Below are 15,499 nucleotides of genomic sequence, written 5' to 3'. Positions count from 1 at the left end.
CAAAATGAGCACTTATTTTTTTGTTGCCCCTTACCAACCTTGATTCTGCTTTAAGGAAGGATTTAAACTAATTTCGTTGATGGGCAAGGGCCAGAGGTAATCTTTGGTTGGATTAAACTTGCGGAAGTTGGCATCCTGTACCAAAATAAAGTTATCTGGCGTGAGCTTCACCGTAGTGGCAGTCCCAAACTCGGTTTTGAAGAAGAAGTTCCCCAGAATTGGCTTAACCAATTCGATTTCTGCCGTTTTCCAGCGGTTGAGGTCCCAATAGCGGAAGCCTTCCACGGCCAGTTCTACCCGGCGCTCGCGGCGAAGTTCAGTGCGCATATCCAGGCCATTGGTCGTTACAAAGGCATTGTTCAGCTTGGCAATTTTGCCCCGGGTGCGCAAGAGATTTACACTCAAATCCAGATCTGCATCGCTGATGCTTCCTTCCAATTCAAATTTGGCTTCGGCATAAATGAGCAGCACTTCCGCATAACGGATCAAAATGCCATCAATGTAGGAACGCTGGTTGGTCCAGTCGTCGAGATTGAAGTATTTGCGCGAGCAAAAACCTGTAAAATTGAAAACCAATGGTGCAATTGAAAACACAGGGTTTGAACCGATATAAGCATCACCTCTTTTCATAATCGTTGCAGAAAGGCGCTCGTCCCTTTTGGCAAATACATCAATGGAAGCCACAGGGGCTGTGTACAAAGGAGACTTGGTGGTCGGCAAACCATCGGTCATCAGGTATTCATCGACCAGACTTTTGGTGGGACTAGCAAAACCGTTTTCGAGGTTACGTGCAGCGTTGTGGGTCGATACGTTGTCGGCAAGGCTTACACCATATTTGCGTACCAGGATATTCTCTTTGTTTGAAGGTCCTTCGCCCGCTAATTGGAACAAGTTGTAATAGTTGCCAAACAGGCTGTGCTCTTTGCTATCGATGACTGCTTTGGACGCAGCAACTGCCAGCGCCAAATGCTTATTGGGTTCGCCATAAGCATGAAATTTGGCACGGGTACCTTCAAATAAGGCTACTCTGGCTTTGAAGGCCAAGGCGGCGGTATTGGAAATGCGGCCATACCCGGTTGTACCCAAGGTTTTGGGGGTAGGCAACTTAGACGCAGCAAAATCCAAATCCTTGTAAATGGCTTCTACCACTGCCTCCCGGGTAGCGGCTGGAGCTTCTAATTCGGGGGAATTTTCCTTCAGCGTAGTCAAAATCAGCGGTACACCTCCGTAACGTTGCAACAAGGAAAAATAGGCCCAGGCCCTGAAAAATTGCGCCTCACCAATGTAACGGTCAATCGTAGCAGCAGAAACGCCTGTTGCAGAAGCCTGCGGCCCTTTGGTGATGATGTTGTTGGCCGCACGAATCAGGCGATAGGGCGTGTTGTAACCGCCATCGGTAGCCGGGGCAATCCGCGATCCATCGCTGATGCCATTTGGGGCACGGGCGTAGGTTTCATCCGACCAGTTGTCGTCAGTATTGGGCAAACCTGGAAAAAAGGTGTAAAGGTAGTTGGCTGCTGTTTGCAAGTCGGCTTCGGTTTTCCAAAAAGCCGGGTCACTGAGCTGAGTTTCGGGCAAACGGTCTACATCGCAGGCATTAAAAAGCCCCAGAATCAGCACGGTGAAGAAAAATTTTAAGGTATTTTTCATAATGAAATAGCTTTAGAACGTCAAAAAATGGGGATTAAAAGGACAAATTCAGGCCCACTGCGGCAGTTCCAAAAAATGGATAGTCGTTTTCTACCCCACTGCGCTGTTCGGGATTGAAGTAGTCGTCAAAAATGCCCAATTGTGATACGGTGAACAAATCCTGACCGGTCACAAAAATTCTGGCCCGGGAAAGTTTAACCTTTTTCAACAAGTTGGCAGGCAGCGTGTAACCGATTTGAATGTTTTTCAAACGGGCATATTGGCCATTCATGATCCACTTGTCGGAAGGCAGGTAGCGGAAAGCACCCTGCAGGAAAGGCCGAGGGAATGCCGCATTGGGGTTTTCCGGTGTCCAGTAGTCGCGGTGGATGGCCAGGGGCTGCTTCCAGGACTGCGAAAGTGGTTGCAGTGCTTCGCCGTTGGGCAGGAAATTGCGTCTGCCTACGCCTTGAATGAATGCCGAAAAATCAATTCCTTTCCACTGAAAACTCAGGTTCAAGCCGAAGGTAAAACGGGGCTGATCGGTACCCAGCAAGACTAAATCGCCGGGGTCTTCAGGAGAGCCCTTGCCTACGGTCAGTTTTCCATCACCATTCTGGTCAATGAATTTGACATCGCCGGCACCAGTACGGCTATCCTGGAAGGCGTGTGCTTTCACGTCATCCGCATTCTGAAAATACCCATCGGTGAGGTAACCCCAGAAAGTATTGAGGGGGTATCCTTCGAGTAAACTTACTGAACCCGCGTTCAATACCCGGCGTCCGGCATAGCTAATGAGCTCGTTTTGGTTGTCAGATACATTGATGCCCACCGAGTACGTAAACTTGGTGCCCGCTTTGCTGCGGTAATTCAATTCGGTTTCCCATCCCCAGGATTTGAGTTCACCATTGTTGATGCGCGGAGTTCCCACCCCAAAGGTTGCTGGCAACTGCAATGGAGTGAGCATGTTCTTGTTGAACTTAACGTAATAATCCGCGCTGATTTGCAGGCGATTTTTCATCAAGGCAATGTCTACCCCGCCGTTGCTGGTTTCGATGGTTTCCCAGGATAGCTCAGAAGAAGGAACCGTGTTTTCAAAAAAGTAAGAAGTACGGGCTTCGGTACCTCCAAGCACCAGCGCAGAACCACGAGTAAGCAGACTCAAATAGTCGTACAAACCTATACCCAAAGCGTTGCCCAAACGCCCCCAGGAGGCCCGGAGTTTGAAGCCCGAAACAAAGGGCAGCGTTTTGTTGAACCAAGGCTCACGGTGCAGGTTCCAACCGACCGAAGCAGAAGGGAAGGTTTTGGTGCGCAAGCCTGGAGCCAAACGTGAACTTTCATCTACCCGTACGGTTGCCTCCAAAAGGTATTTGTCGTTGAATGAATAGTTGAAGCGGCCAAAAACGGACTGGAAGGCATAAGTATTGATGGTTTCACTATTGGACTTGGTCAAGTCATTGCCCAGGTTAAGGGTAGGGCGGTCATTGCTCACCAGAGAGTTGGAGGTTGTGGTCGTTCCTTCAAAACGATTGTCTTCCCACTGGTATCCGGCCAAAATGTGAAATTTGTTTTTGCCTAAAGCCAAGTCGTAATCGGCCAGGTATTGTAGATTGGTATTTTTGGTGATTTCATTCGTAGCAGTAAGTGAGTTGGGGTTATTCAAATAGAATATTGGAGAAAAACGCCCCCATAATTCAACAGTGCGTGCAAATCGTTCACGATCTCCAACTCGGTATTGCTGTCCAAGTACTGCCTTTAGTTTGAGACCTTTGACAAAGTTGGCCGCAGTGAACGTAAATACCCCATCGAAGAAATTGCGGTCGATGTTGTTGTAGCCTCCTTCACGCAACAGGGCGTAAGTATTGTTCGCTGAAGAGCCCGCACCTCCATTCAGTCGACCTTCGGGTGTGAAGATGGGGTAACGGGTGCGCAAGCGGTACACTTGATACAGCAGGCCGCTACCATCAGTTGCGGCTGAAGGTGCCTGTTGTTGTTGTAAAGTATAGGCAATGCGCGAATCCAGCGACAAATGTTTGGTCAACTGCGTGCCCAGGTTGATGCGCAAGTTGTAGCGATCCAAACGATCGGATCCCACTTTGAAAGCGCCTTGTTTACCATAATAACCTAGTGAAATCAGGAAATTCGTCTTGTCGTTCCCACCTCTGGCCGAGAGATTGTGGGTTTGCATGGGTGTATAATCGCGAACAACCTGGCTGATGAGGTCTTCCTGGTTGTAAAAAATGTAGCGCGTCGTATCACTCGGATTGACCACGTACGGAATGTTGTCGCGGATCCGTTGCATTTCCTGATCGTTGTATTCCGGACCGGAACCCGCGTTTTTGCGGGCCAGGTTGGCATATTCCGCTTCTTCCAACAGTGGGAGTCTTTGGGGTACATTCAGTGCCCAATCTACTCCAACCTGGTTGGAATAATCAAAAACGGTTTTGCCCGATTTCCCTTTTTTGGTCGTAATCAAGATCACCCCTCCGGCAGCTTGTGCACCGTAAATTGCAGCAGCAGCTGCATCCTTGAGCACGCTGATGTTCTCAACGTCATTGGGATTAAGGGTTTGCAGTGTAAAGCTGGACACGGTTACCCCGTCCAAGATCACCAGTGGATCCACGTTGCCATTGGCGGAAGTAGCACCTCTGATCTGGATGCCAATCCCTTCGTTGCCTGGTTGGCCAGTACCTCGGGTGATGATGAGCCCGGAGGCTACTCCCTGAAGGGCGTTAGCCAGGTTGCTGACCGGGCGGTTTTCGATGACTTTGGAATCGATGGTAGAAACGGCGCCAGTCAGGTTTTCTTTTTTCTGGGTACCATATCCGATGACCACCACTTCATCCAGGGCACTTGCATCTGAAACCAGAACGATGTCTACTTCGGTGCGGTTGCCAACTATTACTTCCTGGGAGACAAATCCGGTATAAGAAATGACTAAAACAGCGTTTGCATCAGGAACCTGGAGCTCGTAGCGGCCATCGATGTTGGTTACCGTACCCGTTGTGGTACCTTTCAAAAGGATATTTGCGCCAATGAGCACTTCTCCTTTTTCATCGGTTATTTTACCTTTCACAGTCTGCGCAATCATCTGTACAGATTCCTCCAGCTGTGTTTTCTCGATTTTGGGAATCATCCCCATGCTCACTTTTTTGAGCAGGATTCGATTCCTGGCGATCACGTAATTCACTTCCAAGGGAGTGAACAATTCATTCAGGATCAACTCCAGTTTTTTGCTGTTGGCATTGAGCGATACTTTTTGGGTGGCATTGATGGTACTCGAACTGTAGACAAACTTTACTTCCACCTTTTTTTCAATGAGTTGGAGTGCTTTTTTGACTTCAACGTCTTTAAAGGTAAGGGTTACAGGCGTGTTGAGAATGTCTTGACCAAAGCCTTTGTGGGCATAAACAAACCCACAAAAAAGCATGAGGGTCAACACATGAAACAAAGGCAGTTTGAGCATTTTACAAAGCATCGGCAAAATTTGTAGCGATGTTTTCATAAACTGTAATGTTTTGGATTTGAGTGAATACCAAACGGTTCCGTAAAGAAATCTCCTGTTTTTCGACAACATTCATTCCTTAATTCGATTTGGCAAATGTAGGCTCCAGTAAATATTGCGTTCCACGATTGCAGCGAAACCTGGTCAATCGCAGCCTTTTCCAAGAATAAAAATGGCCGTGCCACGGGTTTCAAATTTTGCATTGATGGCCCCACAAATCAATTCAAGTTGCTGGAACAGCTCCAATCCATTCAAATCCCCAGTAAATGCACATACTTTTACTGCGGGATTGAGGACTACAACCTCTATTCCGTAAGCGTTTTGGATGGATTTGAGCACGTCCTCAACGGTGGCTTCCTCAAAAATGAAACTGGCTTCCGAAATGCCTCTATCCACCAAAGTGGGGTGCTCAACGATACCCTGCTGGATGGTTTTGAGTTCGGTACTGATGATGGCCTTTTGGTTCGGAGTGAGGATCACCCCATTTCGTTTTTTCACTGTGTTCTTTTCCAGGGTGTACACCGAGACGCGTCCAGTATTGACTGATACTTCAATGTCTCGCTTATTGGCCAGTGGCTGAATCCTGAAACTGGTACCCAGTACTTCGGTAACAACATCGCCAGTATGTACCAAAAAAGGAATTTTAGCATTGGGTTTGACACTAAAAAAGGCTCCACCTTCCAGGTAAACCGTACGTTGCTGCGCTCCAAAATCGCGGGCGGTAATTAGGCTGGCATTTTTTTCCAATACGACTGTGCTACCATCGGGCAAAATGATGGTTTGTGTTTGGCGAGTGAGGTTGGTTTTTTTGATACCCGATTTAGTTTCAGCAATGGGTTGGGTAGAGGATGACCACCGCTCATTGCTCCAAAAGTAAGTGGCACTAATGGCCAATAAGAATGAGGCTGCCGCCATCCAACGCCACCACCTGAATAGAGGCTTCTGCGTTTCTTCTTCGGGGTGGGTTTTGGCGAGCAGGGCTTCCCAGTTCCGTTCTAAAAAGCTGGTTTTGCGATCTGGATCGATGTCTTTAGTGCTTTCAGCGCTTGCATGTAAGGCTTCATACCATTGATCGAGTAATGCTCTTTCTTCGTCAGAGCACTCTCCATTTAAGTATTTTGTCAATAATGCCTGATATTTCTCGTTACCCATGCCTGTTTACCGAATTATATACTGGTAGACGGGCAAGTGATTTTTTTCCCTAAATCGGATTGGCCGTATTTTTAATTTTTTTTTAAAATTAAAAATACATTTAATAAAGAAGGAATGTGAGAAAGGTAAGTCCATACGCGTTGTAATCGCGCAGGTGTTGTCGCAGATAGGTCGTAGAGCGGGAGAGATGATACTCAATGGACTTTTCAGAAAGATTGAGTTGTGCAGCAATCTCCCGAATGGTCAGGCGCTCAAAGCGGTTGAGCATAAATATTTGTCGGGTTTTTTCGGGCAATTCGGCCAGGGCTTTTTGCAAGGCTTCGGTCAAATCATTGAAATAGACCATGTCTGAAGTGGTCATGATTTCAAGCGGGAAATACTGCTTGAGGGAGTCCAGGTAGTGTTCTTCCTGAATGTGGTGCCGGATGTAATCAATGGCCAGGTTTTTGAGCGAAACCTGCAAAAAAGCATTCAAATTGATGATGCGCAGGGTGGCGCGTTTTTGCCAAAGCATTACAAACAGCTCTTGGGCGAGTTCCTCGGCTACTTCTTTCCGATTCAGTTTGCGCAGGGCGATGCTGTACATCTTGTACCAGTAGCGATCGTACAATTCTTTGAAAGCCAGCGTGTCATCTGCTTTCAACAAGCTCAACAAATCTGCATCGGAATGTGTCTTTAGACTCATCGCTGGCGATTTATTTGATGTGGTTTTTTGTCGTTGATCTTTTGAAAAAATCTCCAAAAAGGAAGACGTTGGAAACAGCAAAGACCCTGACGAAAAAGGCAACAAATGACTTATGTGGTATTTGCGATGGCCACCTAAAATAATGCAACCGATTTCAGTTACAAATGCTCCGGTATCAATCTTTCCTCAATTAACACGATTCAGGTTGTGCTGATGCTTAGATCTCTAGGCGTAATGCCTCAAAACGCCAACTATTACCCAGTTTTATGCAAAAGAGAAATATAATTGTATTTTGTACAAAAAAATAATGCAACCGATTTCACAAATAAATAATGATCTCATATCTTTGTATGGCCGACGAATATTTTGTGATTTTTTATTTAAACAAACAAACAATGCGAAACAAACAAAGAACATTTTCAGTGCTAACTGGCCTGAGAAGATTTAGCATGCTAATGCTGGTTTTCTTAGGCTTCGTTGGTTACGCTCACGCTCAAGATGTGACAGTTAGTGGAACGGTTACAGCAAAAGATGGGAATGAGCCACTCACTGGCGTAAGTATTCTACTAGTAGGTAGCAGCCGGGGCGCGGTAACGGACATTGATGGGAAGTATTCCATCACTGCGCCCACCAATGGCACCCTAAAATTTAGTTACACAGGATACACTGAACAAACCATTGCCATCAATGGTCAGACGACTTTGAACTTAGTACTAGAAGTCAACACATCCGTATTGAATGAAGTAGTCGTGGTGGGTTATGGTACCCAGGAAGCGAAAGATGTTACGGGTGCAGTGACCAAAATCAAGTCGGAAGTACTCAAAGAAGTCCCTGCTCCCAACTTAATTGCCCAGCTTAAGGGCCGCACTGCCGGGGTTTCGATTGTGAACAACAGTTCTACTCCAGGTGCTGCCGGTCAAATCCGGATTCGCGGCAACCGCACCTTGACCACCAATAGTGGCTCCAGCGATGCCTTGGATGGCCCATTAATCGTAGTAGACGGAATTCCTTACGGTGGCAGCATCAACGATTTGAATCCTGAAGACATCACCAGTCTCGATATCTTGAAAGACGCTTCTGCGACCGCTATTTATGGTTCACGTGGTGCAGGTGGGGTCATCTTGGTGACTACCCGCCGGGGCAAAAGTGGCAAAGCCGTGATCACCTATGATGGGTTCCATGGTTTGACCAATATCATGTCCAAGTACAACGTCATGAACGGGGCGGAATATGCCCAATTCAAAACCGATGCGGCCAATTACAACCGGTCCAGCTGGCCTAGCAGCAACGGAACTTCATCCTACCTGCTCACCCAGCAAGAAAAGGATGCCTTGGCGGCGGGCGTATCTACCGATTGGCAAGATTTGATTTACCGCACGGGCTCCAACTCCAGCCACGCGTTGAGCGTTAGTGGTGGTAGTGAAAGCACCCAATACGGCTTAAGTGGCGGTTATTACGTGGAAGAGGGCGTGATTCCCAATCAGAATTTCGAACGTTTCTCGCTGCGTACGACCATTGACCATAAAATCAGCAAGAGCTTAAAAATCGGCCTCAACACCATGAATACCCTTACCTACTCGAATACAGTAGGTGGTGGTGGGGTGCCAAGTGGCCTGGTGCGTTTGACTCCACTGGCTTCACCTTACAATGCCGATGGCACAGTCAACCTCAATCCGGCCATTGGTTCGATTGATGCCGCAGCAGTCAGCCCACTTACACTGATTACCAAGGCCAATTCCTTGTTGGCCAACAACCGCAGACTCAGAACCTTTAACAGTCTGTACGCCGAACTGAAAATTGTAGAAGGTTTGCGTTATCGCTTCAATGCGGGTCTGGATTTCCGGCAGGACAATGGCAATGGTTATTCTGGGCCTTTGACCTATGTCAATTCGTCGGTGGTACAGTCTTCTTCGAATGCCGAAGTGAACAACAGCGAAGCCTGGTCGTACAACTTCCAGCACCTGTTGTACTACGATAAAGTGTTTGCCAAAAAACACAAACTAGGCATTACGGGCTTGTTTGAGGTAACCAAAGACCACAACCAGAGGAGTCAGTTTAACGTAACGGGTATTCCTGCAGATTACATTGCCAATGCCAACTTCGCCTTGGCGGCTGGGCAACCAACTGCTACGGGTTCATTCTCCGAAACGGGCTTGTTGTCATTCATGGGCCGCGTGAACTATAGTTTTGCCAGTAAGTACCTGGCGACCCTTACATTCCGCCGCGATGGTTCTTCTACACTGTCTCCAGGCTTTCAGTACTTCAACTACCCAGCCGTGGGCTTGGGCTGGACTGTAACGGAAGAAGGTTTTATGAAAAATATAAAAGCGATCTCCAACCTCAAAATCAGAGGGGGCTGGGGTATCTCCGGCAACCGCAACGTAGGGGCATACGCCACTTTGGGCGGTTTGAGCGCAGGGTATTACAATTTTGGACAAAGCACTGCCGGACAACAACTCGCTTACCTGGTGACCAGCTTGCCTAGTTCAACGTTGAGCTGGCAATCCACCGACCAGATTGATTTGGGCTTGGAATTTGGCTTGTTCAATGACCGCATCACGGGTACTGTAGATTATTACCATCAGAAAACGAAAGACATCCTACTGTCAGTACCGCTCCCAGCCAGTAATGGTGCCTCTTCCACACTACAAAACCTGGGTAGAACCGAAGGCAAAGGTTTAGAGGTGATGATCACGACCCAGAATATTCAAAAAACCAATGGATTCAACTGGAGTACCGATTGGATTTTCTTCTTCAACCGCGAGAAGATCACTCAACTGACTAAGCCCACTGAATTGGAAAACAAAGGAGCTGGCTGGTTTGTGGGTCACCCCCTGACCGTGATTTACGACTACAAAAAGGTCGGCATCTGGCAGTTGCAAGACTCCATCAACGAGCAGATCAAGAAACAAACTGCTCCAGTACAATATCCTGGCCAAATTCGGATTGAGGACGCCAACGGAGATGGCAAGATTGACGCCAACGACCGCCAAATCCTGGGCAACTTCCAACCGCAATGGGAAGGTGGCCTCACCAACCGCTTCAGCTACAAGGGTTTTGACCTTTCTATCGTGATCTACGCCAGAATGGGCATGCAAGTATTGGCACCCCACCTCACTGCTGATGGTGGTGGCAACGGGTTCCCTTTCTTCAACCAAAGCCGGGTCAACCAGCTCAAAGTAGACTACTGGACGCGCACTAATCCTACCAATGCCTTCCCTGCGCCAGATGCGGGTACCGACCGCTTGTTGTTTGGTTCTACCCTGGGCTACCAGGATGGGTCCTTCATCAAGTGCCGCAGCATCAACTTTGGGTACCAATTGCCAAGCAGTTTGATGAGTAAAATGGGCCTAGCTTCGGCAAGAATTTACCTGAACGCAACCAACCCATTTGTGATTTATTCCCCATTTGTAGATGCGGGATTTGGTCCTGATCCTGAAGGCAATGGATATGGTGGCGGTGTAGCTCCAACTGGTGCGGGTGACGTAGGTGCTCCGGGACGCCAAATTAGTGTGAACCTGAATAACCCAGCGTTCAGACAGTTTACATTTGGCTTGAACTTGAAATTTTAAACTCAAAAACGAATTGACATGAAACTAAAATATAAACTTTTACCAGCGGTGCTGGTACTGTGTGCATTCATAAACAATGGTTGCCAGGGAATCCTGGAAGAGAACCCTCAGGCAGCCATCGTACCCTCCTTTTTCAATAGCCCTTCCGGTGTATTGGGTGGCATTGCCGGGGTGTACAACGACATCCGCAATGCATGGGGAACAGAGGGGTTTACCAATGAAATGATGGCGGGTACAGATGAACATTTGGCCGGCGCCAGTGCCAGTGGGATTCAACTGCACAACTACAATGGGCTCAACGGAACCAATTTTGGCGCCGCCTGGAATATCGCGTATACCGACATCAATACCCTGAACGGGGTCTTGGAATATGGCCAAACCATCGACCTTCCAGATGCGACCCGCAAGCAGTACCTGGCTCAAGCCAAGTTTTTGCGCGGCTTCTGGTATTTTTACCTGGTGCAAACCTTTGGAGACGTGCCTTTGAATACCAAATTCATTACAGTGCCTTCACAGGCCGCTTCCCGGCAGCCCGCAGCAGAGGTGTACGCACAAATCATCAAAGATTTGACCGAGGCTTCGACGGATTTACCCGACAAACCCACCGCTCCTTTTATCGACAAAGCTGCTTGCAAGCCAGTGGCACAGTTGGTATTGGCTAAAGCATATTTGACCAGGGGTTGGTTGACCAACAGCCAGGCAGATTTCACCCAAGCATCTACCATCTGCGCGGATATCATTGCCAAAAAAGCAGCTTACGGACTTGACCTTTGGGCAAACTATGGCGATGTTTTTGTTCCTGCCAATGACTATGGCAAAGAAACCATGTTTGTAAGTGATCACTCCAAAGACCCCAAATATGGCTACTATACCGTGGGTGGTGGTGCCTCAGGTGGTGGAGCGCAAAATCTTACGCCCTGGTTTACGAATTGGAACTACCCCAATCTTGGCATCAACTCGTTCAAAAACGCAGCGGGTAACTTGACCAATAATGGTACTTCCACGATGATTCGGGATTCCTATTACGGTCGTCCATACATTCGGATTCGCCCGAATAGCTACAAGTGGCCTTCTGGCCCCAATGCTGGGAAAAGTTATTTTATGGATCAGGCCTTTGTCAACCGCAACGTTGACTCTCGTTTTGAGAATACCTTTTATACAGTTTGGATTGCGAACAAGGAGACAAGCAATGCTCAAACTGCTGCCAACAACAGCCGGGGCATTCCTACGTATACCCTGCGCGCAAACATAGATACGGCCATTTGGATGCCGGATTACGAAGTGGCGGGGGCACCACAGTTTGTCGGAACCAGACCTTTCAAGGGCACGGTTATCCCTCCCAGCCTTTGGAACAACACCTATTTCCCTGCGGTGAAGAAGTTTATGGATCCCAGCCGGGGCGCAAACTTCAACGACCCATCCTCCAGACCGGTGGTGATTTACCGCTTTGCGGATGTGTACCTGACTGGGGCGGAAGCAGCTTTCAAAGCTGGTCAAGCTACGGCTGCCAAGGACTTGCTCAATGCCATCAGAAGAAGAGCGGCTTTCCGCCCAAGCAACACTGCGGATCAAAATGCGGCTGCTGCGACGGCCATGGAAATCACCGAGGCGGATGTTACGCTTGATTTCATCCTGGATGAACGTACCCGTGAGTTTTATGGCGAATGGCAAAGATGGCACGACTTGGTGCGTACCCGTTCTTTGGTGCGCAGGGTGAAAGATTGGAATCCTGATGCTGCGGCCAACATCAAGGACTTCCACATGTTGCGTCCAATTCCTCAAGCACAGATAGACAGGGTTGTTGAAGGGCCTAAGTTCCCGCAGAATCCTGGGTATTGATGTAAAGTGTTGAATAGTTATATTTTTGATTTTTAAGGTATGGCACTTCAGAAGGTATTGTCTTTTGGGGTGCCATATTTTATCACTCCTGCACAAATTCCTTCACCTCTCCCCCTTGCTTCAACAACAACTTCTTCTCCCCTGTTTTAAACTTGATCACCACTCCAAACTGATCCAGCCTGAAGGTGTGATTGCCCATGGCCTGCGTGGCAAATTCATCATTGCCAGCAGCTTTAGCCATCAAGGTTTTATCTTTTTTGGAAAAATGGTAAAATCCAAACCCATGCTTGGTGTAGTTGTTGGTTTATTTTTTTGCGCAAAAGCAAAGCTTTGTAGGGCAAGGAAGAAAAGGAACGCGAGAAGGCGGATCAACGCGGATTATTTAGCGCCTGTAGCGTGATTGAAAAGATTAGCCACGAATTACACGAATTTTCACGAATTTAGGCACAAAATCCACCTCAAAACGCCTCCACATGACCACCAGCGTAACCGTCAAAACCATCTACCATTGCTCCCTTGAAAGAGCCTTTAAAGCCCCCATGCTTTGCGATGTATCCAAAGTGCATACCGGCTTTGTCATCATGCCCAAAGTGACCCATTGTACTGAAGATGAAGATTGGGGCCAACCTGGCAGCAGCAAAAAGGTATTTGTAGCGCCATCGCTCAGCCAGGCTGGCGGCGAAGCCTCAATGGATCGGGTCATTGAACGCATCGAAAATCAATACTGGAAAATTGAGGTGTGCGAGTTCAAATCCTGGATGCTGGGCTTTTCAAAATTTGTGGGGGAATGGCGGACGACAGAGCTGGAACCCAATCGTATTTTGATAGAATACACCTATACGATGCACGCCGACGTGGTTTGGCTGTATCCACTGAACTGGTTGTTTACCAAAGTTTTTTGGCGGGTTTATATGCAAAGGGTATTGGAGAATATAAGAAAAATGGCGGAGGGGGACGAGGCTTTTTTGTATGCGTGAAGAGGATTACTGCTCTCTCCAGTTTGTTTTAGAGGGCTCCTTTTTCGCCATCAATCCATCTATCCAACATTACTCTTTCCGACGGTGACTGGTGTGTACCACCTGCCAAAACATCCAGGAATTTATCCCAAAGATTTTTATCTTCTTTAAATTCTTTTTTATAGTCTACCAGTGCTTTGTAATAATCATGCTGATACTTCAGCGCTTCTTCATAAGTAAAATTCACTGGAATATGGTCCACAATCATTTGGGTAATTTCATTCAATTCTTCGGGGGTGTACCGTTCAATCAATTGCAGCAATACCCTGCATGACTCCACCCGTGCAACGACGGATTCCACAAGTGGCGTTTCAAGCTGTACAAATTCCTTTTCCCACTGCGGATGGACCGCTTCTGGCAATAAGGTCAATGCAGTATTTCTAGCATTTGTAGCATTGTCTTCTAATGAAGTGATGTGTATGGTCATTGATTCCCATAGCCCCAGGGAATTGCTTTTCTCATTTTGTGCTGTATTTTCTTTTGCCTTAATAAGGATATCATTGATGCCGCTTATTGCTTTATTCATTTCCAGTAAAATTGCGTTCCACTGGGCTGCTGCTTCTGGCGGAGCGGTGGCTTCAATGATCAACAAGCCATCTTTGTGCAATTCATCCAGTTCACTTTCGATTTTCAGCAATTCGGTATACTCTTCTTCGAGTTGGGCTGTAAATTTTTTTACAGCTAGGAGCACCTTCAGTTCGGGAGTATCGATTTGGTGGCTACTGTTGGCTATTGTTTCATTATCCTTTGGTGTCAGGATAATTTGATCTTCGAATGCGTCCATCTTCAATGGTTTTGACAATGATTTTACGACGCAAAGGTTTGTCATTTAGCCACAATAAACGTTACACAACCTTGTAAATAAGTTGTAGGATTCACACATTTTTACAATTTCAACGCTACTTTTTTTCCCGTTTTGACTGCCAAAAAGATCGCATCAATAATTTTCAGGTCTTTCAAACCTTCTTCCCCGTCAACGGGTACGATGGGTTGTTTGCCCTCTAAAATAATCCCAGCCATTTCATCCATTTGTACGGTTTGGTGGGTGACATGGGGGTAGTTCAATTCGCCTTTATTGGTGCGCCCTTTGATGGGGCCATAACCGGTAGAAGGCAACAACTCCGCAAAACCTTTTTCGGCATTCAGGAAAAAGCGGTCGAGGTTGTTCATCGTGTAGGTCGACAGGCAGGAAGCCACTGCTCCGCTGGGAAAACCAAGTTGAAACTGAATGGTTTCATCTACCCCTTTTTTGAATTTTTCGGGATTGGTTTTGGTTTCCTGGGCCGTCACCCAGATGGGTTCTTCACCGATCATGTACCGAGCGCCATTGATCGCGTAAATGCCAATGTCCATCATCGCGCCGCCACCAGCCAGTGCTTTGTTTAGCCGCCATTGAGTGGGATTGCCAATCGTAAAGCCGCAGAGCCCCTGGAAAAATAAAACTTTACCCAGTTCCCCGTCTTTCCTCATTCGGATGATTTCCAGGGTTTTGGGCTCAAAGTGCATCCGGTAGCCTACCAACAGTTTGACATTGTTTTTTTTGCAGGCATCGATCATGGCCTGCCCATCTTTGGCATTGATCGACATGGGTTTTTCGCAGATGACATGTTTGCCGGCATTGGCGACCCGGATCGCCTGGTCTTTGTGCAGCGCATTCGGCGTGATGATGTACACTGCATCAATGTCGGGGTTGTCCTTGATCGCATCAAACGTCTCGTAGTTATAACAATTTTTTTCCGGGATGTTGTATTTGCTCTGCCAGTCTTTTAGTTTGGAAGGGGTACCGCTGATCGCCGCCACCAATTTGGCTTTTTGGGAGGCTTGCATGGCATCAGCAACTCGGCTGCCATAACTACCCAGGCCCATAATCGCTACCCGCAAAATGGGGCCTTCATACGGTTCGTTATCGACTTCACCGGTGCTTGCCAAAACGAAGTCTGGCAATTGAAAGGCGATTGCTGTTGCAGTGATTTTTTGTAAAAAGTTGCGGCGTGAGTTCATAAAAAAGTTGAATTGGAAAGGGGTGAAAGAAAATGAACTAGTCGAGTCTAATGTCTAGCTAAAGGCTGTGTAAGTTGTAATGTGTAGGGACGCGAGA

Annotated in this window: 10 protein-coding genes; 3 read left to right on the top strand and 7 right to left on the bottom strand. The window is 47.4% G+C overall.

Annotated features, from left to right (window positions below; all coding sequences use genetic code 11):
* Nucleotides 1–30: 30 nt before the first annotated feature.
* The 4 genes from ACEW9O_RS27640 to ACEW9O_RS27625 form a co-directional block, all read right to left on the bottom strand.
* On the bottom strand, nt 31–1,650 hold the full coding sequence (locus ACEW9O_RS27640) for a RagB/SusD family nutrient uptake outer membrane protein (protein WP_373553468.1): 1,620 nt from the start codon (nt 1,648–1,650) through the stop codon (nt 31–33).
* 34 nt (nt 1,651–1,684) lie between these two features.
* Nucleotides 1,685–5,209: a TonB-dependent receptor gene (locus tag ACEW9O_RS27635; protein WP_373553467.1), complete on the bottom strand. Its 3,525-nt coding sequence runs from the start codon at nt 5,207–5,209 to the stop codon at nt 1,685–1,687.
* A gap of 72 nt (nt 5,210–5,281) precedes the next feature.
* On the bottom strand, nt 5,282–6,289 hold the full coding sequence (locus tag ACEW9O_RS27630; RefSeq protein ID WP_373553466.1) for a FecR family protein: 1,008 nt from the start codon (nt 6,287–6,289) through the stop codon (nt 5,282–5,284).
* A gap of 100 nt (nt 6,290–6,389) precedes the next feature.
* Nucleotides 6,390–6,974, bottom strand: a complete 585-nt coding sequence (locus ACEW9O_RS27625) for an RNA polymerase sigma factor (protein ID WP_373553465.1) — start codon at nt 6,972–6,974, stop codon at nt 6,390–6,392.
* 455 nt (nt 6,975–7,429) lie between these two features.
* Here ACEW9O_RS27625 and ACEW9O_RS27620 point away from each other — a divergent pair, with 455 nt between their 5' ends.
* Together ACEW9O_RS27620 and ACEW9O_RS27615 are read left to right on the top strand one after the other, a co-directional pair.
* Entirely contained in the window at nt 7,430–10,546 is a 3,117-nt protein-coding gene (locus tag ACEW9O_RS27620; RefSeq protein WP_373553464.1) for a SusC/RagA family TonB-linked outer membrane protein, read from the top strand.
* A gap of 18 nt (nt 10,547–10,564) precedes the next feature.
* Nucleotides 10,565–12,385 (top strand): RagB/SusD family nutrient uptake outer membrane protein, encoded by a 1,821-nt coding sequence (locus ACEW9O_RS27615; protein WP_373553463.1) that lies wholly within the window; start codon nt 10,565–10,567, stop codon nt 12,383–12,385.
* Between the two features lie 82 nt (nt 12,386–12,467).
* Here ACEW9O_RS27615 and ACEW9O_RS27610 read toward each other — a convergent pair whose 3' ends face one another.
* Nucleotides 12,468–12,626 carry a hypothetical protein gene (locus tag ACEW9O_RS27610; RefSeq protein WP_373553462.1) on the bottom strand — a complete coding sequence of 53 codons (159 nt, stop codon included), beginning with the start codon at nt 12,624–12,626 and terminating at the stop codon, nt 12,468–12,470.
* A 232-nt stretch (nt 12,627–12,858) separates the two neighbouring features.
* Between ACEW9O_RS27610 and ACEW9O_RS27605 the strand changes: the two genes are divergently transcribed.
* Nucleotides 12,859–13,362, top strand: a complete 504-nt coding sequence (locus ACEW9O_RS27605) for a hypothetical protein (RefSeq protein WP_373553461.1) — start codon at nt 12,859–12,861, stop codon at nt 13,360–13,362.
* Nucleotides 13,363–13,390: 28 nt separating this feature from the next.
* Here ACEW9O_RS27605 and ACEW9O_RS27600 read toward each other — a convergent pair whose 3' ends face one another.
* Both ACEW9O_RS27600 and ACEW9O_RS27595 read right to left on the bottom strand, forming a co-directional pair.
* Nucleotides 13,391–14,185 carry a hypothetical protein gene (locus ACEW9O_RS27600; RefSeq protein WP_373553460.1) on the bottom strand — a complete coding sequence of 265 codons (795 nt, stop codon included), beginning with the start codon at nt 14,183–14,185 and terminating at the stop codon, nt 13,391–13,393.
* A 101-nt stretch (nt 14,186–14,286) separates the two neighbouring features.
* On the bottom strand, nt 14,287–15,402 hold the full coding sequence (locus tag ACEW9O_RS27595; protein ID WP_373553459.1) for a Gfo/Idh/MocA family protein: 1,116 nt from the start codon (nt 15,400–15,402) through the stop codon (nt 14,287–14,289).
* Nucleotides 15,403–15,499: the final 97 nt, after the last annotated feature.

This window comes from Haliscomenobacter sp., assembly GCF_041740695.1.
Lineage (GTDB): Bacteria > Bacteroidota > Bacteroidia > Chitinophagales > Saprospiraceae > Haliscomenobacter.
The sequence above is the reverse complement of the archived record's forward strand: the minus strand, read 5'-3'. Positions and strand labels throughout refer to the sequence as shown.

Coding starts and splice junctions, on each gene's coding strand:
- ACEW9O_RS27610 (WP_373553462.1), bottom strand. CDS start 12,626: ATGGCTAAAGCTGCTGGCAATGATGAATTTGCCACGCAGGCCATGGGC.
- ACEW9O_RS27630 (WP_373553466.1), bottom strand. CDS start 6,289: ATGGGTAACGAGAAATATCAGGCATTATTGACAAAATACTTAAATGGA.
- ACEW9O_RS27595 (WP_373553459.1), bottom strand. CDS start 15,402: ATGAACTCACGCCGCAACTTTTTACAAAAAATCACTGCAACAGCAATC.
- ACEW9O_RS27605 (WP_373553461.1), top strand. CDS start 12,859: ATGACCACCAGCGTAACCGTCAAAACCATCTACCATTGCTCCCTTGAA.
- ACEW9O_RS27635 (WP_373553467.1), bottom strand. CDS start 5,209: ATGTTGTCGAAAAACAGGAGATTTCTTTACGGAACCGTTTGGTATTCA.
- ACEW9O_RS27625 (WP_373553465.1), bottom strand. CDS start 6,974: ATGAGTCTAAAGACACATTCCGATGCAGATTTGTTGAGCTTGTTGAAA.
- ACEW9O_RS27615 (WP_373553463.1), top strand. CDS start 10,565: ATGAAACTAAAATATAAACTTTTACCAGCGGTGCTGGTACTGTGTGCA.
- ACEW9O_RS27640 (WP_373553468.1), bottom strand. CDS start 1,650: ATGAAAAATACCTTAAAATTTTTCTTCACCGTGCTGATTCTGGGGCTT.
- ACEW9O_RS27620 (WP_373553464.1), top strand. CDS start 7,430: ATGCTGGTTTTCTTAGGCTTCGTTGGTTACGCTCACGCTCAAGATGTG.
- ACEW9O_RS27600 (WP_373553460.1), bottom strand. CDS start 14,185: ATGGACGCATTCGAAGATCAAATTATCCTGACACCAAAGGATAATGAA.